The 18,058-nt window shown below is 40.2% G+C and carries 22 protein-coding genes; 9 read left to right on the top strand and 13 right to left on the bottom strand.

Annotated elements, in window-relative coordinates; translation table 11 throughout:
* The first annotated feature begins 78 nt into the window (after window positions 1–78).
* Window positions 79–456: a hypothetical protein gene (locus tag M2R48_RS00430; RefSeq protein WP_004818242.1), complete on the top strand. Its 378-nt coding sequence runs from the start codon at window positions 79–81 to the stop codon at window positions 454–456.
* A gap of 92 nt (window positions 457–548) precedes the next feature.
* Window positions 549–1,661 (top strand): molecular chaperone DnaJ, encoded by a 1,113-nt coding sequence (gene dnaJ, locus M2R48_RS00435; protein WP_262084769.1) that lies wholly within the window; start codon window positions 549–551, stop codon window positions 1,659–1,661.
* A gap of 81 nt (window positions 1,662–1,742) precedes the next feature.
* On the opposite strand, the gene M2R48_RS00440 is transcribed toward dnaJ, so the two are convergent.
* Window positions 1,743–1,964, bottom strand: a complete 222-nt coding sequence (locus M2R48_RS00440) for a hypothetical protein (protein WP_262084770.1) — start codon at window positions 1,962–1,964, stop codon at window positions 1,743–1,745.
* Window positions 1,965–2,239: 275 nt separating this feature from the next.
* On the bottom strand, window positions 2,240–2,431 hold the full coding sequence (locus M2R48_RS00445; protein WP_262084772.1) for a hypothetical protein: 192 nt from the start codon (window positions 2,429–2,431) through the stop codon (window positions 2,240–2,242).
* A 289-nt stretch (window positions 2,432–2,720) separates the two neighbouring features.
* On the opposite strand from M2R48_RS00445, the gene dapB reads away from it, so the two are divergent.
* Together dapB and M2R48_RS00455 are read left to right on the top strand one after the other, a co-directional pair.
* Window positions 2,721–3,536 (top strand): 4-hydroxy-tetrahydrodipicolinate reductase, encoded by an 816-nt coding sequence (gene dapB / locus M2R48_RS00450; RefSeq protein WP_004718838.1) that lies wholly within the window; start codon window positions 2,721–2,723, stop codon window positions 3,534–3,536.
* A gap of 57 nt (window positions 3,537–3,593) precedes the next feature.
* Window positions 3,594–4,244 (top strand): START domain-containing protein, encoded by a 651-nt coding sequence (locus tag M2R48_RS00455; RefSeq protein WP_151956668.1) that lies wholly within the window; start codon window positions 3,594–3,596, stop codon window positions 4,242–4,244.
* Window positions 4,245–4,418: 174 nt separating this feature from the next.
* Here the strand turns inward: M2R48_RS00455 and M2R48_RS00460 are convergent, their stop codons facing one another.
* Window positions 4,419–5,594 (bottom strand): MFS transporter, encoded by a 1,176-nt coding sequence (locus M2R48_RS00460; RefSeq protein ID WP_262084773.1) that lies wholly within the window; start codon window positions 5,592–5,594, stop codon window positions 4,419–4,421.
* A gap of 275 nt (window positions 5,595–5,869) precedes the next feature.
* Window positions 5,870–6,682, bottom strand: coding sequence for a 2,5-didehydrogluconate reductase DkgB (gene dkgB, locus M2R48_RS00465; RefSeq protein WP_154130161.1), 813 nt, complete (start codon window positions 6,680–6,682; stop codon window positions 5,870–5,872).
* Between the two features lie 123 nt (window positions 6,683–6,805).
* On the opposite strand from dkgB, the gene M2R48_RS00470 reads away from it, so the two are divergent.
* Window positions 6,806–7,696, top strand: coding sequence for a LysR family transcriptional regulator (locus M2R48_RS00470; protein ID WP_004718832.1), 891 nt, complete (start codon window positions 6,806–6,808; stop codon window positions 7,694–7,696).
* On the opposite strand, the gene M2R48_RS00475 is transcribed toward M2R48_RS00470, so the two are convergent.
* Window positions 7,656–8,063: a hypothetical protein gene (locus tag M2R48_RS00475; protein WP_262084774.1), complete on the bottom strand. Its 408-nt coding sequence runs from the start codon at window positions 8,061–8,063 to the stop codon at window positions 7,656–7,658. The genes M2R48_RS00470 and M2R48_RS00475 overlap by 41 nt on opposite strands.
* 110 nt (window positions 8,064–8,173) lie before the next feature.
* Between M2R48_RS00475 and M2R48_RS00480 the strand changes: the two genes are divergently transcribed.
* The gene (locus tag M2R48_RS00480) at window positions 8,174–9,610 is read left to right on the top strand and encodes a PLP-dependent aminotransferase family protein (RefSeq protein WP_004718828.1); all 1,437 of its coding nucleotides are present in this window, start codon (window positions 8,174–8,176) and stop codon (window positions 9,608–9,610) included.
* Between the two features lie 84 nt (window positions 9,611–9,694).
* Here M2R48_RS00480 and M2R48_RS00485 read toward each other — a convergent pair whose 3' ends face one another.
* The 8 genes from M2R48_RS00485 to M2R48_RS00520 form a co-directional block, all read right to left on the bottom strand.
* Complete coding sequence (locus M2R48_RS00485) at window positions 9,695–10,717, bottom strand: NAD(P)-dependent alcohol dehydrogenase (protein ID WP_262084775.1); 1,023 nt, start codon at window positions 10,715–10,717, stop codon at window positions 9,695–9,697.
* A 31-nt stretch (window positions 10,718–10,748) separates the two neighbouring features.
* Window positions 10,749–11,303, bottom strand: a complete 555-nt coding sequence (locus M2R48_RS00490; protein WP_151801874.1) for a DNA-3-methyladenine glycosylase I — start codon at window positions 11,301–11,303, stop codon at window positions 10,749–10,751.
* 42 nt (window positions 11,304–11,345) lie between these two features.
* Window positions 11,346–11,591, bottom strand: a complete 246-nt coding sequence (locus tag M2R48_RS00495) for a hypothetical protein (protein WP_056517037.1) — start codon at window positions 11,589–11,591, stop codon at window positions 11,346–11,348.
* A 30-nt stretch (window positions 11,592–11,621) separates the two neighbouring features.
* The gene (locus M2R48_RS00500; protein ID WP_004818257.1) at window positions 11,622–12,170 is read right to left on the bottom strand and encodes a M23 family metallopeptidase; all 549 of its coding nucleotides are present in this window, start codon (window positions 12,168–12,170) and stop codon (window positions 11,622–11,624) included.
* A 76-nt stretch (window positions 12,171–12,246) separates the two neighbouring features.
* Entirely contained in the window at window positions 12,247–13,281 is a 1,035-nt protein-coding gene (mutY, locus tag M2R48_RS00505; protein ID WP_262084776.1) for an A/G-specific adenine glycosylase, read from the bottom strand.
* A 135-nt stretch (window positions 13,282–13,416) separates the two neighbouring features.
* On the bottom strand, window positions 13,417–13,785 hold the full coding sequence (locus M2R48_RS00510; protein WP_004718818.1) for an HIT family protein: 369 nt from the start codon (window positions 13,783–13,785) through the stop codon (window positions 13,417–13,419).
* A 63-nt stretch (window positions 13,786–13,848) separates the two neighbouring features.
* The gene (locus tag M2R48_RS00515; RefSeq protein WP_105713930.1) at window positions 13,849–14,586 is read right to left on the bottom strand and encodes a dienelactone hydrolase family protein; all 738 of its coding nucleotides are present in this window, start codon (window positions 14,584–14,586) and stop codon (window positions 13,849–13,851) included.
* Window positions 14,587–14,769: 183 nt separating this feature from the next.
* Window positions 14,770–14,928, bottom strand: coding sequence for a DUF1328 domain-containing protein (locus M2R48_RS00520; protein ID WP_004718815.1), 159 nt, complete (start codon window positions 14,926–14,928; stop codon window positions 14,770–14,772).
* A 189-nt stretch (window positions 14,929–15,117) separates the two neighbouring features.
* Here M2R48_RS00520 and M2R48_RS00525 point away from each other — a divergent pair, with 189 nt between their 5' ends.
* The 3 genes from M2R48_RS00525 (at window position 15,118) to M2R48_RS00535 (ending at window position 17,927) form a co-directional block, all read left to right on the top strand.
* Window positions 15,118–15,570, top strand: a complete 453-nt coding sequence (locus tag M2R48_RS00525; protein ID WP_034614705.1) for a YcgN family cysteine cluster protein — start codon at window positions 15,118–15,120, stop codon at window positions 15,568–15,570.
* An 82-nt stretch (window positions 15,571–15,652) separates the two neighbouring features.
* A complete protein-coding gene (locus M2R48_RS00530) occupies window positions 15,653–16,582 on the top strand; it encodes an alpha/beta hydrolase (protein WP_262084778.1) in 930 nt (309 codons plus the stop codon).
* A 70-nt stretch (window positions 16,583–16,652) separates the two neighbouring features.
* On the top strand, window positions 16,653–17,927 hold the full coding sequence (locus M2R48_RS00535) for a replication-associated recombination protein A (protein WP_004718810.1): 1,275 nt from the start codon (window positions 16,653–16,655) through the stop codon (window positions 17,925–17,927).
* The last annotated feature ends 131 nt before the right edge of the window (window positions 17,928–18,058 follow it).

An 18,058-nucleotide genomic window follows, 5' to 3' on the forward strand; every position in this document is an offset into this window, starting at 1 on the left:
TTAACAGAAAATAACATAGGAAATTTTATTGCATAATAAGTAAATCGGTATGCAATAAATTTGAGGTCAAAAACACCCATGGGGCAAACAAATCCAGAACAGCATCGTAAATTTATTACGAGCTCTTATTTGTTTATGTTTCTTGCATTGTTTACGGTGATTACAGCCGTGTTGGCGTATTGGTTAGCACGTAAAGTAGCAGTGGCAGATAATGCAGAGGTATGGATACATGCGCAAGCGTTGTGGATTATGCGCAATGCTCTCATTTTTTTGATTTTGGCAGCCTTTGCTGCGCTATGGTTTATTCCGTTAATCTTTTTCTATTGGGACAGTTTCATTTGGGTAAAAGCGTGCACTGTGGCTGGTGTGGTATTTAGTGCCATTGCATGGTTATATTTACTCAATATATGGCTCAAAGGTTTTACTAAATATTTACAGAAAAAAGCTGTTTTTTAAAAAAAAACACATTTCACGCTTGTAAAAAATAACATCGCCCCCAATTTACTCTGCATAGAAGTATTATCAAATTTTGTGGAGCATCGCCAATCATGGCTAAACGTGATTATTATGAGGTTTTAGGTGTTGCTAAAACCGCTAGTGATGATGAAATTAAAAAAGCCTACCGTAAGTTGGCGATGAAGTATCATCCAGATCGTAATCCTGACAACTCAGAAGCTGAAGAAAAGTTTAAAGAATGTGCGGAAGCATATGAAATTCTTTCTGACGGTGAAAAACGTAGCATGTACGACCGTATGGGTCATAACGCCTTTGAAGGTGGTATGGGCGGCGGTGGCTTTGGTGGTGGTTTCAGTGCCGAAGACATTTTCAGTCAGTTTGGTGACATCTTCGGTGGCGCTTTTGGCGGTGGTGGCCGTGGTCAGCAACGTGCACGTCGTGGTTCCGACCTGCGTTATGTTATGGAATTAACGCTTGAAGAAGCGGTGCGAGGCGTTAAGAAAACCATTACCTTTACTGCACCAGCACCTTGTGAAGTGTGTGATGGTAAAGGTTCAAAAAATCCAAATGATGTAGAAACCTGTAAGACTTGTCATGGTGCAGGTCAAGTGCGTATGCAACAGGGCTTCTTCTCTGTTCAGCAGACATGTAGTACCTGTCGTGGACAAGGTAAAATTATTAAAAATCCATGCAGCAAATGTCATGGTTCAGGTGTATCAGATCGTCAGCAGACCCTTGAAGTTACTATTCCAGCAGGTGTTGATAATGGTGATCGCGTTCGCTTAACAGGTAAAGGTGAAGCGATCCGTGATGGTCAATCTGGTGATTTATACGTTGAAGTCGTAGTGCGTGAGCACGATATCTTCCAACGTGATGGTGCAGACTTATATATGGATGTGCCAGTCAGTATCGCAGATGCTGCTTTAGGTAAAGAACTTGAAATTCCAACATTGGATGGTCGAGTCAGTTTGAAAGTGCCTGAAGGTACACAAACTGGTAAAATGTTCCGACTACGTGGTAAAGGGGTAAAACCTGTACGTAGCAGTATGCAAGGTGACTTACTTTGCCGTATTGTAGTGGAAACACCTGTACATTTGACCAGCCGCCAACGTGAGCTATTGAAAGAACTTCAAGCCACGATGGAAAGTGATGACAATAAATCGTCACCGAAGAAAAAATCTTTCTTCGATCGTTTATTTGACTAATTGAGTTTAGACCTTTTCATTTAGCAAGCTAAACATTGAATATGTAAAAACGGAGCAGCAGATCTTGTTGCTCCGTTTTTTTTATTTTGATGCTTGATCTGATGGTGATAAATCAAATTCGTTGTCATCCGGGGCCGCATCTATTGAATTATCATCTTGGGGGAGTATCACCGCGGGATGTGTTGCTGGTGTCGATGATTCCGATGATGGGGCAGGAGTGGATGTAGGCGTTGTGTCTTCGGCCCAAACGAGTGAAACAGTTGTTGTCATCACCAATCCTAAAATGATTTTTTTGAGTTGCATGGTATTTCCTTTGATATTTGCTTTTTATGATTGCATCCAAGCGCTTTTAGTTTAATAGATCTGAAAAATTTAATTTTTACTTTTTAGTTATTTTTAGCTGTAATTTAATATACATTTCAATAAATTTTTAGATGATTTAAAAAATAATATAACTGTTAATGTTTAGCGATAAAGCCTGATTTTTATGATGATGATTACAATTGAATTGAGCTATTTTAAAAAAGACAGGTCGAAGATATTGGACATACCCTCAACCGCTGAAAAATAGGTGCTTATTACTCGATGATCGGTGCATCAATATCTTCAATACGAACTTCTGTTTGAGGTTCAGATGCTGTGCTGCTATTGGATTGAACAAGTGTTTTTTCTTCAGTTGTTGCTGATGTTGTTGCAGGCGCTGATTCAGCCCAAACATTTGTCATCATCATGCCGAGTACCAGGGCGAAAGCCATTTTATTCGAATGCATATTGATCTCCTTATAAGCCATATTATTTTCATTCGTGGCATGTAGTCTGCTGTGGGATTCTTGCATTTTGATGAAATAAATTTGAAAAGTTGTAAATTTTTCAAAGTTTTACCGATATATTTTATAAAATTAATCTATTTATTCGTTCAGGCTATTCCGGACCAATGAGCGCATCAGATCCCAAAGCAAGCAAAAAGATCACAGTATTTTTTTATATTGAAACGTCGTCTTAGAACCGAGTTTTGTTATAGTAGAGCCAAATTTTCAAATTCAGATTTAGGAAGATCGTATGTCAGCAGCTCCACGCATTGGTATTGTAGGTGCAGGTGGCCGTATGGGCCGTACATTGATTCAAGCTGTACAACAAGCAGGTTTTCAACTTGCTGCTGCAGTAGAGCGCCCAGAAAGCACATTAATTGGTGCAGATGCAGGAGAGCTTGCAGGAATTGGTGCTGTGGGGATTAAAGTGGTTGGCAACTTGGAAGAGATCCTCAAAGATGTGGATGTGGTAATTGATTTTACTGCGCCTGTTGCAACTGAACATAATTTAAAACTATGCAGTGCTGCTGGTGTTGCAATGGTGATTGGTACAACTGGTTTCTCGGATCAACAAAAAGAGCTGTTAAATCAATCTGCGACTCAGACACCGATTGTTTATGCGGCAAATTATTCAGTGGGTGTGAATGTTTCGATTAAATTACTTGAGCTGGCAGCTAAAGTATTTGGCGATACTGTGGATATTGAAATTATTGAAGCACATCACCGTCATAAAGTAGATGCACCATCAGGTACTGCTCTGATGATGGGTGAAGCTGTTGCTGACACACTGGGTCGTGATTTAAAGAAAGTTGCTGTCTATGGTCGTGAGGGACATACAGGTCCACGTGAACGTGAAACCATTGGCTTTGAAACGATTCGTGGTGGTGATATTGTGGGCGAACATACAGTGATGTTTATTGGCGAAGGTGAGCGTGTAGAAGTGACACACAAAGCCACGAATCGTATGAATTTTGCTGCTGGTGCTGTACGTGCAGCCGCTTGGGTTGTCGGCAAAGATGCAAAAAAATACGATATGAAAGACGTTTTAGGCTTAAATGATATTTAAGCTTAAAATCTGATGCGATAGAATTAAAACAATTAGTCAAATTTTGAACATTCAAAAATGAAAAAAACAGTGATGTTATTTGCTTGTGTAATCAGTGCTTTTGGCCTGACTACACAAGCTGCTTTACCAAGCAATGCCAAATTGAGTTTGAATAAAAATAACATTCAGGTATGGACATACAAGGATGCCAGTAATTCTGTGTTGTCTTATAAAGCTGAAACAACATTAGACGTACCAATTGATCGTGCTGTTGCTTTGGTATTGGATGTTAAAAACTCACCGAAATGGGTCCCCAATGTTGCCAAAGCTGAAGTGTTATCTCGCGATGATAAAAAAGGTGAATTCAGCATTTATATGGTTTTAGATTTTCCCTTTCCGTTAAAAGATCGCGATATGGTGGTCAAAGGAACCATGTCTAAAGATGCAAATGGCAGTATTTTTATTAAAAATTCTGCGATTCAGCAAGGTAAAGCACTGAATCCTGACTATGTGCGTTTAAAAGATTATTCAGGTGATTGGATCTTTCAAAAACTGGGTGCCAATAAAGTCAAAGTCATTACCTCTGGACACGCCAATCCAGAAGGTTCCATTCCTGCAAGCTTAACCAATATTTTGGTCGAACAGCAGCCTTATCAGATGTTGCAGAAAATGAAAACAGAATTGGCAAAGAATAAACCCTTTACAGCTTTGCCTGATATTTTAAAATAGGCATTGTTTGATCAATAATTCTGAAGCAGATCACTTATTGACGAAACAACGCTATATTCGAAAAAATAAAGCTTGGCAGATCTTTCCGCTCATTTAACTATTGAAAGTAACCTTTCTCAATGTGTTGATGTAGAAAGAAAGGTTACTTGCAGTCTTTGTGGCGATTGTTAAGCGCTACGCTGAATGGCTATATTGTTGAGCAGGTGCTTTATTCATTTTCATTTGAATAAAAACCAGCACTAACCCTAAAGCTGTAAGTACCGCACCTGCAATAGACACCGCAGCATAACTCATGCCCATACTCAATACTGCTCCACCAGCTGTTGCACCTAAAGCATTGCCTAAATTAAATGCCCCAATATTCACAGAGGACGCCAATCCAGGTGCTTCATGAGCAACAGACATGACACGCATTTGTAAAGGTGGGACCACTGCAAAGGCTGCTGCTCCCCAGACAATCAGTGCCAATGCTGCACCAATTTGAGTTTGAGCCAGTATTGGGAACAGCAACATGCTCACCATCAGTAACAGCAAGAAACTGGTCAATGTTTTGGTCAGTGACAGGTCTGCAAATTTCCCACCTAAGTGATTACCAATTGAAAAACCAATCCCAATCAGTACCAGCATCAAAGTAATAAACATCGGGCTTGCATGGGTGATGTTTTGTAGGCTAGGCGCAATATAGGTATAGAGGGTAAACATTGCACCTGCACTCATCACCGTGGTGAGCAATGCAAGAACCACAGGCAACCGAGTCAGCACTTTTAATTCTGCTTTGACATCAGGACGTTGATTTGCTTTATCTTCAGGCAAGGCTTTCCATAGTGACAGCATAGTAATCACGCCGAGTAAGGCGATTGCTGCAAATGACATACGCCAACCAATATTCTGCCCAACCCATGTGGCTAAAGGCACACCACCGATGTTGGCAATGGTGAGGCCCATAAACATGGTAGCAACAGCACTGGCTTGTTTGTCTTTAGGTACGACGCTTGTTGCAACAATGGAACCAATCCCGAAAAACACCCCATGATTGAGGCTGGTCAGGATTCGAGCGGCCATTAAGCCCCAATAATTGGGGGCAATTGCAGCGAGAATATTGCCAATGGTAAAAATAATCATGGCTAGAATAAGCGCTTTACGTCGTGGGAACCGTCCAAACCATAAGGTCATAAACGGTGCGCCAATCATAACTCCGAGTGCATAAGCGGTGATCAGCATACCTGCGGTTGGGATTGAAATATTCAAATTTTCTGCAATTTGGGGAAGAAAGCCCATAGGAGAAAATTCAGTTGTTCCTATTGCAAAAGCACCAATCGCCAATGCGAGTAAGGGAAAATTTAATTTCATGAGAAATCTCAAATATACAGCATATTGAAAATGATGGGATGTAACAGTGTGCGGTCAATCACGAGGATGCTCATTTACTTTTCAGCCGCTATTTTGATGAAATGACAAAATAAAGCTTCGCAAGAAAACACTCTTGCGAAGCAATCTAAGTCATGATCAAAAGGGGTAAATCATGTTTTGAAGCCTAGTAAGCAAAACCTAGCAACTAAACTTTGCTAATCAAAGCCTAAGCCAAGATTTGCGCTGCTTTAAATCACTTTTACTCCAGCAGTGAATTAAACATCCCACTGAGGTGCTAAGTTTTCAGGATCAACCTCACGGCCATTACGTTCCAATTGCGCGATTAATTGCATTTCTTCAGCAGATAGCTGAATCTCTTGTGCTTTTAAGTTGGCGATTAAGTTTTCACGTTTAGTCGATGACGGAATGACAGCAAAACCTTTCTGCAATGCCCATGCCAATGCAATTTGAGCGCTAGAAGCCTGATGCTGTTTGGCAATTTCAGTTAATGTTGGGTCATTTAAAACTTTGCCATATGCCAAGGTCATATAAGAGGTCACATCAATATTTTGTGACTGTAAAAAATTCACCAACTTATCATTTTGCAAATAAGGGCTAAGTTCAATTTGGTTGGTGGCAATATTTTCAAGTCCTACAGCAGCGATGGCTTGTTGCGATAAGTCGATATTGAAGTTTGAAATTCCAATATGTTCAGTTAGGCCCAGCTTTTTCGCTTCTAACAGGTTATGCATCATTTCTGCAACAGAAATTCCTAGACTTGGCGCTGGCCAGTGAATCAAGGTTAAGTTGACAGCATCAGTACCCAGTTTCTGTAAGCTGTCTTTAAGACTTGGAATAAGTTTGTCGGCTTGATAATGATCTGTCCATATCTTTGTTGTGATAAACAAATCATCACGATGGATATGGCTTTCTGCAATGGCTTGACCGACTTCTGCTTCGTTGCCATAGATTTGAGCAGTGTCTACAGCACGATAACCAACGTCTAAGGCTGTTTTCACCGAGTCAATCACAGTTTGTCCTGTTAAACGGAAAGTACCGACACCAAATTGAGGAACGATGTTTGTCATGCTGGATTTCACTTTATTTTCTAAGATTGAGTGTATTTTGCTACTTTAATTGTTGCGGAAAAATACAGGAATATGCAAAATATTATTGACTAGAAATCAACAATAAACAGAGCGCTGACAGCAATGAAATCTACACTCGAAGAATTACAGGCTTTTATTAATATTGTCGATAGTGGTTCGATTGTTGCAGCAGCAACGCATCTTGAACAAACCACTTCAGGTGTAAGTCGAGCCTTGCAACGACTTGAATCTAAACTGAATGTCACCTTATTAGAGCGGACAACACGTAAACTTAAGTTGACCCAAGAGGGGCAATTATTTTTAGCAAAAGCCCGAAAAATTGTGCATGACCTCAATGAAGCAGAAGATGCTTTATTAAAATCAGACAGTGATACCTCTGGGCTGATTCGAGTGGATTCCGCGACACCTTTTGTATTGCATGTGATTGCACCGTTGATGCAAGAGTTTTCTCAGTTGTATCCTGAGATAGAAATAGAGTTAAACAGTAACGATCAGATCATCGATTTATTAGAACATAAGACAGATGTTGCAATACGTTTTGGGGATCTTAATGATTCGAGCTTACATGCACGTTTGTTATGTAAAAGCCGATTATATATCGTTGCCAGTCCTGAGTATTTAGCCACACATGGTTATCCAGCAACACCGCAAGATATTTTAAACCATACCCAAATTGGCTTTAGCAAAGTCAGCCGTTTAAATACTTGGCCGATTCGAGTCAATGGAGAAAGGCTTACTGTCAAACCAAAAATCAAAGCATCCAGTGGTGAAACTGTCCGCCAACTGTGTTTACGCGGGCATGGAATTGCGAGATTGTCTGAGTTTGAGATTTTAAAAGATATAAAGCAAGGCCGCTTGATCGCTCTATTTGAAGATCAAATAGAGCTTTATGAGCAACACATCCATGCGGTGTATTATCAACAGGAACATTTACCAAAGCGTGTCCGTTTATTTATTGAGTTTTTAACGCAAAAGCTGTCAAAGTTTCGATAGTCTTTTGTGGTGGTAAATCCAGACTTAGTAAAGTTTGGCTACTGGGTTGTTGTGGATTGACCAATTGGATTTCAAAATGATCAGTTGCTGTCTGAAGACATTTAAACGTCAAGTCTTTTTGCACCGGGATATTAATCTTCATCCGTTGATCACTACTGGCATGGTAGCGGTAGTTTCGCACAGCTGCAGTCTGGTGTAAGGTGGGTTCTAGATGATCAAGCTGATACTCAGCTAAATTTTGTGTTTTTAAAAAGCCTTCAATCAAAGATTTACATACAAAATGTTGTTTCTGAGCAGCTTGATTGACCTGCTGAGGCTGGCAAGCAGTTAATCCAAAGACAATACTGATTAAAGCGATCGTTTTCATTTTTTTCTCCTTTCAAATCAATTTGTTTGTAAAAATTGGCTGTGAATGAAGCATAAATCTGTTAACTTTATAGATACAGATACAACAAATATTAAAATTTGAGTACAGATATGGCTTTTCAATATCAAACATTAGCACAACAAATTGCACAGAAAATTTATTGTGGTGAGTTGGCCGTTGGGCAACGACTCAGTTCTTTGCGAAAATTTGCAGCATTGCAAAATATTAGTCTTAATACAGCAAAGAGTTGTTATGAATTGCTTGAAGCGCAAGGCTTGATTTACGTCAAAGAAAAGTCTGGCTATTTTGTTCAATCGCAGCAAAAAGCCCCACAGATTGCTGTACCTGACCATCCTGATTTTAAGTCGAGAGCGCGTGAAGTTTCGAATCTAGACTTACAAATTCAAATTCATGAAGCTGCAATCAATAATAAGCTGATTCATTTAGGTTCGATTCAGTTATCGCCTAATCTAGTTCCTGTAGAGGCCTTACGCCGTTCAATACAACGTGCTTTAAAGCACAGTAAGCCAGAAGACTTTTTATATAATGACCGCCAAGGGCACCTTCAGTTAAGAGAGGCTTTGTCAGCACATTGGGCTGAAGATGGTTTTTATATTGCCAAAGAAGATATTTATATCAGCAATGGTTGTATGCCAGCATTGTCTGTGATGATTCAAAGCCTTAGCCAAATCGGTGACAGTGTGATTGTGCCCACGCCAAACTATAATGGTCAGTTGCAATTATTGGCGTTGCTCAAACGAAAAATTATTGAAATCCCTGCCAATACCGAAGGTTTTGATCTGGAGCGTTTAGAACAAGAGATGCAAAACTCAGGCGCAAAAGTCTGTTTATTAACCGCCAACTTTCAAAACCCTTTAGGCTTCTGTTTGACTAATGCCGAGAAAGAAAAAATCGCACAGCTGGCAGCGAAGTATCAGTGTTACGTGATTGAAGATGATATTTATGCTGAATGTAGCTTTAATGCCAAACGCCCTTTACCGATTAAATATTGGGATCAACAGGGCTATGTGGTTTATTGCGGATCGGTTTCCAAGTCGTTGTCGACCTCTTATCGAGTCGGTTGGTTCTGTTTGCCACAACGTTTACAGCACTTACATGCCAAGTTGATTTTACAAAATGTTTCGGTCAATACACCATTGCAATTGGGGCTTGCTGATTTGATTTATAGCCGAGCCTATCGTCAGCATTTGAGTGAGTTACGCCCTAAGTTGATGGCTCAAGTTGCGCAATATTTACAGTTTATTCAACATGCTTTTTATGGGGTTGAGATCCGTTTAAATCAACCGCAGGGAAGTTATGCCTTGTGGTTACAGTTCCCAGAACAGATTGATAGCTTGGCGTTGTATTATTATGCACAGCAATACAGTATCAATATTGTGCCAGGGATTATTTTTGGTGAGGATCACCGTTATAACAATTGTATTCGCTTAAATGCAGGCCATGAATTGTCTCAGGAAATTCAGGATGCAATCATGTTATTGGCAGATTGGGTAAGGGGGGAATTGTCAGCCAAGAGTGTGGCTTAAACTGATTTGTGAGTAAATGCATAGCCCGACAGCCTTATTCCATTCACGGTTCTTGATAAACCGTGATGGATGGTCAGACTTAAATTAGAAATCCGCTTTTAATACGATACGATAACGGGCTTTTCCAGAGTGAAGTCGCTCCAAAGCCTCATTAATTTTTGACATTGGATAAACTTCAATTTGTGGTGCAATGTTTTTGCGTGCGGCAAATTGTAATAATTGACGTAATGCAAAAGGGGAGCCTGTTGGTGAACCAGTCACTGATTTCGCACCGCCAATCAGAGCACCCGCAGGAATCGGCATCGGTTCGAGGACTAAACCTAGCATATGAATTGTGCCATTTGGCGCCAGTGTATTCAGATATGCTTTCCAGTCCAAAGTCACATTTACCGTACAGAGCAATAAATCAAATTTGCCACGTTGCGCTTTTAACGCATTGGCATCGCGACTATTGACCACATGGTCTGCACCCATCGCTTTAAGTTCATCTGTTTTATCCAAACTTGATGTAAAGGCAGTGATCTCACAACCCCACGCTTTGAGTATTTTAATGGCCATATGACCTAAGCCACCAATTCCAATGACACCAACATGGTGAACTGCTTGAATTTGATGTTTTAAAATTGGGTCAAAAACAGTGATACCGCCACACAATAAAGGGCCAGCACTTTCAGGGTTTAAATCTTCAGGAAAAGGAATAATCCACTGCCAACCTGCACGGACCTTATCTGCAAACCCGCCTGCATGACCAACGATAGTTGCAACTGAACCCCCAGTGCAAAGCACTTGTTGACCACTAACACATGGATCACAGTGCTGACAACTTTCCGCAGTCCAGCCGATACCGACACGTTGACCGACTTTTAATCCTTTCGCTTCTGAACCCAGCTGAGTGATGGTACCGATAATTTCATGACCGCCAACCACTGGAAAAACTGAATTTCCCCATTCATTGTTAATCACTGAAACATCGGAATGGCATAAACCGCAATATTCAACTTTGACTTCGACCTGATGAGGCTGTAATTCACCTGCATCAAATTGATAGGGTACAAGTGCTGCACCTGCCTCTAAGGCAGCATAAGCATGAAACGTGTTATTTGACATGTGAATCCTTCCTGTTTGCTCAGTTAAACTTTTAGCGGGATATACAATCATTTTCATGGTCATTGACCATACCCACTGCTTGCATAAAGGCATAGCAAGTGGTTGGACCAACAAATTTAAAACCATTCTTTTTTAACGCTTTGGAAAGCTTTTGACTGGTTTCGGTTTGTGCTGGTGCTAATTTATAATCAGGGACATCATTGAGTTGTACTTGCTGGTCGACGAAATCCCATAACCAGTTCACCATATCGATGTCTTGAGCTTTCATGTTTTGCCATGCAATGGCATTGTCACGAATTGCCGTTAATTTCCCGATATGGCGAATCAGCCCAGCATCCTGACATTTTAGGGCAAGCTCTTGTTCAGTAAAATTGGCGATGGTTTGAATCGGGTGGTTAAAAAATTGGGCGCGGTAGCTTTCACGCTTTTTTAAAACAGTAATCCAAGATAAACCTGCTTGTTGCCCCTCTAGGCAAAGCATTTCAAATAAATGCTGTTCATCTCGATTGGATTTACCCCACTCTTGATCATGATATTCAATATAAATAGGATCATCTGAACACCAACCACAGCGTTTATTTGTCATAAAAGATCTACCATTGTTCTGATTGATTTAAGTTTTAATTGTCTAAAGTTTAAATTCGACCCACTGATCTTGTTTGTTGTCCCAATAGGAAAGTTGCGCATGTTGTAAATCTTTAAAATTTACCCAAATATCTTTACCCGCTTTGTCTGCAAAGCCAGTACTGATCATTAATGCTTCATCGGTGATTTCCATAATCCAGCCTTGATGATTTTGTCCATTGAGGGCAATTTTTTGTTGATTGCCTGATTCTGCAAATTCAACTAAACGCTCAAGCAATGCTTCTGACATGGAATATTCCTAAATTGATTCAATCTAAAATTAACGTAAATAAGGGTAGGGGTTAACTGCACCTTGGCCTTTACCCCTTAAGTATAGTCCATAGTGCAAATGCGGTGCAGTATGTCGTGCATTTCCCGTATTGCCCACATAGCCGATTAACTGACCTTTTTTAACGTAATCACCTTCTTGTAGACCACGTTTGTGATCGTTTAGATGAGCATAATAGTGATAAACCCCACCTGGTCCGATGAGCCAAATCACTTTACCCCCCAGATTATTGCTCTTTAAACTGGTAATCACACCTTCAGTGCTACTATAAACTTTGGTTCCACGTGAAGCCATGATGTCAATTCCTTCATGTGCTCGCCCAGCACTACGAGATGCACCCCAAGTATCTGTGAGGTTTTGTGGTTTTACTCCATCTACAGGAATTGCCAATCGGGTTGGCATTGACATTGCTTTTAGGCGGTTAATTTGAGCTTGTGGAAGCTGAGGCTTAGATGAGCTTGGCTTTTTAGGTGCAGTGGTACATGCAGTTAAAATAATGGCAAGCAAGGCCATCAAGCAATATTGGATGCTACGTGACACGAGAAATCCTTTTTTTCAAGTTTCAAAAGGGCAAATTAAAATTGAAATATGCTTCGAATACCCGTGTCTGACTATGTCATATTTTTACTGCTGAGATCAATTTTTTCATGGCTGTAGGGATGCCCATTTGTGTAGCTTTTTGTGGTGTTAACCATTCGCCCCCAAGTTCAGCCTGAAGGTATTCTTTTTGGTCTGATTCAACTCGAACAATATGCGCATTTAAAATCCATGTGAAATGGGTAAAGCTATGCGAGATTTGGACAGGTTCAACAGTTGAAGTAAGTTTTAGACTTTGACAAAGCTGTTGAAACGCGAGCTCATTTTCAAAAATCGGTAAACTCCATAAGCCTCCCCATAAACCACTGTTGGGACGCTGTTCCCATAACCATTGTTGATCTGACTCAATTAATAACACAGTGCCAGTTCTAACAGGAACAGGCTTTTTAGCTTTCTTATAAGGCAGTTCAGTTTCTAGCCCTTGTTGATGGGCTTGGCAATGTTGTTGCATAGGGCAGTATAAGCAGAGTGGCTTTTTGGGTGTACAAATGGTTGCGCCCAAATCCATAATTGCTTGGGTATAGTCGTGGTTGCGTTCAGTTGGGCATAAGCTTTCCGCCAGTTGCCACATGGCTCGTTCATGGATGGGTTTACTCAGGTCATCTTCAATGGCAAAGAAACGGGCCAAAACACGTTTTACATTGCCATCCATAATGACGCCATATTGGCGTAAGCCAAGCGACATCAGTGCGCCACCAGTAGAGCGACCAATACCTGAAAGTTCCACCCATTGTTCTAAGCTTTGTGGAAAATGCCCTTGCTGGCTGACCACGCCTGCTGCTTTATGCAAATTGCGTGCACGGGCGTAGTAGCCTAATCCTGCCCAATAGGGGGCAACATCATCCCATGAGGCTTTACCCAAATCATCGACAGTTGGAAAGCGTTGGATAAATTTATCAAAATATTGCAGTACAGTTTTGACTTGTGTTTGTTGCAACATAATCTCAGACACCCAAACTTTGTATGGATCATCAGCCACTTGCCACGGTAAATCATGGCGCCCGTGTTGATCAAACCAAGTCAATAGCGCATCTGAAAATGAAAATTGCGACATAACAATCTAGCGTAAAAATTGGATGCTCAGTATAACCAAGATAAATTTATTGCGGAAAATTATCTTAAACTTGAGCAGCAATCTGCATAAAAAAAGACGCCAAAGCGTCTTTTCAAATGCGTTTATAGCCACAACTTAGTTTTCGTTGATGATACCCCAACGCTTATCCAGTTTAAGCGGTTCGTTTTTATAACGTGGGATAATGTGAATATGGAAATGTTCACTTTGATCTTCACCAAACACATGACCATCATTAAAGGCGATATGGAAACCTTCAGGTTGATGGCGAATCTTAAGCTCGTTACGTGCCAGTTCCAATAAAGAGGAAAGGCTTTTACGTTCTTTCTCTGAAACCTCAAAAAAAGAAGCAATATGGCGCAAAGGAATAATCACTGAATGACCTTTAGACAAAGGGTTATGTTCAGGCAAAATTGCACCAAATTCATTTTTATCAATGATATCAAATTCTTCAAAGTCACAATAAGGACATACTTTTTCAGTCATTTCTAATCCCTCGTTTTGTTGTCTTAATCGACGTAGAACATATTTTAATTAAGCCAGAGTAGGTTAAGCCAAGGTACGATCTAATAAATCATACATTGCTGCTAATCCGGCTTTTTCTGCTTCGGCGTTATAACCTAGATCTACGCCATTGGCTTTTGCTTTTTCATCTGCTTGTGGGTTACTAAAGCCATGTTTAGCATCTTTCAGGATGATCACTTCAGATTTTACCTGAGCATGCTGCATTTCTTGTTTAAACGATTCGACATCTGCCAAAGACACCATGCTGTCTTTTTCACCATGTAGCACTAACACTTGCGCTTTAAATTTTTCTGCTTCCGCTGCTTTTTGCGCAGATAAATTTGCATGAAAAGTAATCGCAGCTTTTAAGTCAGCACCTGAGCGTGCCAAATCTAATATCACTTTACCACCATAACAGAATCCAATCGCAGCCAAACGCGTTGCATCGACTTCTGGTTGTGCTGCTAAAGCAGCCAAAGCCGCAGCTGAACGCTCAACAATGGTCTGCTCATGTTGGAAGGTTTGCATCATCCACTCATGGGCTTGAGTCGCAACAGCCGTGGTTTTTTTATCGCCATACATATCAATTGCCAGCGCAGCAAAACCATGTTGTGCCAACTCTCGAGCACGTTGTTCAGAATACTCATTTCGGCCCCACCATTCTGGACCAACAATCACACCTGCAACTGGTTGTGCGGATTCAGGCGCAGCAAAATAACCGATTAAAGTTGTTCCATCTTTTGCTTGGTATTGAATTTCACGAGTTTTGATTGCAAGAGTCATCTGTTAATCCTTGTGTATCGGCGAGAATGAGATTGATTAAAGCATAAATATATAAGATTCAAATGACTAAATTTCGAATATTTACAATAGAAATGTGAAAATTTATGAATGAAAAAGGTCGTTTTCAAATGAAAAAGAGAAGAACCAAGGTTCTTCTCTTTCATGAAAATTGATCAGGAAAAGCTAAACTTTTCCTCTCGAAATAAAACCAACAATCGCGAGGATTACCGCGACAACGAGAAGAATGACTGCGAAGTCTTTAGACATTCCCGCAACACCACCAAAACCAAATAAACTTGCGATTAAGGCGATCACAGCGAAAATAATTGCCCAACGAAACATAAGATTCATCTCCATATTTTTGTTATGTATTTTCAGTATAGGCAGAAAAATCTGAGGGACTTGTGAAGTTGTGTTTAAAAAGTGTGATTAATAAAGCAATATGTAAAGGTTTGTTCTGTTTTAAATTTTCTAATTTCTGCTTATATACTGATATAATTATTTCGCCTTAAATGACTTTAATGTTATGCCATGACCTTTGAGATCCGCCCCCAGTTTTGGAAGAATTATACACTGTCTGAGTTAAATCCGACCGAGTGGGAAGCGTTGTGCGATGGTTGTGGGTTGTGCTGTTTGGTGAAATTAGAAGATGATGACACACATGAAATAGCTTATACCAAAGTGTCTTGTAAACTCCTCGATTGTGAAACAGCACAATGTTCTGACTATCCTAATCGTTTAGATTATGTACCCGACTGTATTCAATTAAGCCCTGAAAAATTAGCCAATATTCATTGGTTGCCTTCAAGTTGTGCTTATCGTCGGGTGAATGAAGGTAAAAATTTACCGGCATGGCACTATCTGATCACAGGCTCAAGAAGCAATGTGATTAAAGCCAGAAAATCTGCTGCTGGGCGTTGTATCTCAGAAACAGAAGTCAATGAAGAAGACATTGATGAATACATTGTAAGATGGGTGCGGTAAATCATTTGAATCAATTATGAATTGATAATCATTATCAAATAGTAATATGATAGGCAAACTCTTCAGTTTGATGTGTTTTAAAATGTTTGCTTTATCTTGGTTATTCAAAAAAAGTGCATTCTGTGTATGTGCAATCAGCCTGAGTTTCGGTATTCACTCCAATGTTTATGCAAAACCAGATTTGCAAGCTTTAGGGCCAAATATTGCGGAGCAAGGCTCCAGTTATTATCAATTTCAAGTAAAAAATTTTCAATCCGCAGATCAACAACGGCATTATAAAGTTTGGGTCGGTATCCCTAAACATATCAATAAAAATAAGATCTTACCTGCTGTTTATATGTTAGATGGCAACTCTGCTATGGCGCGTTTAGATGAGTCACTGTTAAAAAAACTATCCGAACAAGACAGCCCCGTGTTGGTGGCTATAGGCTATCAAACCCAGTTACCGTTTGAGTCCGCTTCACGGTCTGTAGACTACACACCTGCTGATGAATCTGGAAAAGTGGCGGCTGACCCACGCAATCCTGAACGTATGGCAGGCGGAAGTGCACAATTTAGACGGGTGCTGTTTGAAAAAATTATGCCGTGGGTCAATACGCAAGTAAAACTGGATAAGCAACGTACCGCATTGTGGGGACATTCTTATGGTGGTTTATTTGTTTTAGATACCCTTTTAAATAGTCAAAGTACAGATAATAAGTTTTCACACTATTTTTCAGCCAGTCCATCTCTCACATGGGCAGATTCTCGATTACTCAAAGCCGTTGAAAAAGCCCCGCCTGAGCAACTAAAACACAAAAAATTATGGGTGATGGAGGGTGACATCATTCAGTCGACAACTAGACCAATCAGCCCAAATGCAGATCGGGATATGATTCAAAATAACCGTCAATTGGTTTTAGATTTGGCCAGTAAAGGCGTAGATGGCAAATTAATGCTTTATCCACATCTTAGTCATGGTCAAGTATTTCAGGCCTCATTAATGGATGTTTTGCAGAATCGATTATTTTAAAGCTGAAAGTGCAATATTGATGATTTTCCATAGTAGACTAAGGACAGCATTCATCAATTAAAAAAGCAGTATGTCAGACACTCAAATTCCGCTTCCAGAACGTTTACGTCCACGTGATTTGTCTGAAATTATTGGGCAAGATCATTTACTCGGTGTTGCAGCACCACTCCGTCAAATGATTGATCAAGGGCATTTACCCTCAATTATTTTTTGGGGGCCGCCTGGTGTTGGGAAAACCACCATCGCATTGTTATTGGCTCAAGCAGTCGATCGTACATTTATTAGCTTATCTGCCTTAAATACAGGGGTAAAAGAGCTCCGTGAGGTGATTGCTGACAGTGGTGATTTATTAACACCGGTGGTGTTTATTGATGAAATTCATCGTTTTAATAAGTCGCAACAAGATGCCTTATTGAATGCGGTTGAAAAAGGCAAAATTACCCTGATCGGTGCGACCACTGAAAACCCTTCATTTGAAGTCAACAGTGCTTTGCTGTCTCGTTGTCAGGTATATACCTTAAATGGATTAAGTAATGAGGCGATTCAAGAACTCATTTTACGCGCGATTCAACAAGATAAATTTTTAAAAGACCGCCATATCCAGATTGAAGAATTTGATGCATTGGTTCAATTTGCTGCGGGTGATGCACGTAAGGCACTTAATTTAATCGATTTAATTGCCAGTACCTTTGAGTCCGATATTGAAAATATTGTGACCAATGCGATCGTGGTCAAAGTTGCGCAACAGAACATTGCACGCTATGACAAGTCAGGTGAGCAGCATTATGATCTTGTGTCTGCGTTTATTAAATCTATACGAGGTAGTGATCCTGATGCAACGTTGTATTGGATGGCACGCATGCTTAAAGGTGGTGAAGATCCGGTTTTTATCGCTCGTCGTATGTTGATCGCTGCTTCAGAAGATATTGGTAACTCAAATCCAAATGCCTTGCTTTTAGCGGGCGAATGTTTCCGCTCGGTTCAAGCGATAGGCATGCCTGAGTGTCGAATTATTTTAGGCCAATGCGCAGTTTATCTGGCAACCAGCGCAAAGAGTAACAGCACTTATTTGGCGATCAATAAAGCCTTAGAACTTGCAGAAAAAACGTCCAACCTACCTGTGCCACTCCATTTACGTAATGCACCGACCAAGCTTATGAAACAACAAGGCTATGGTGTGGATTATCTTTATCCTCATAACTACCCTGAAAATTTTGTGCTACAGGAATATTTACCACCTGAATTGAAAGGCACAAAATTATATGAGTCTGCTCGTAATAAGCGTGAAGTTGAAGGTGAGCGTTTACAGCAACGTCGTTGGCAACAAGAACAGCAGCAACAGTAGTTGTGAAGTTTATTTGCTTAGGCATCTTTTAAATAGATGTTCTATTTTATATAAAGGTTTAAAATATCGGCAAAATTTAAATTAGGCTGACATCATTTTAGAAATATGCTTGAGCAAAGTGCTTCTAAATT

Source organism: Acinetobacter sp. I-MWF, assembly GCF_025433935.1.
Classification (GTDB): Bacteria; Pseudomonadota; Gammaproteobacteria; order Pseudomonadales; family Moraxellaceae; genus Acinetobacter; species Acinetobacter guillouiae.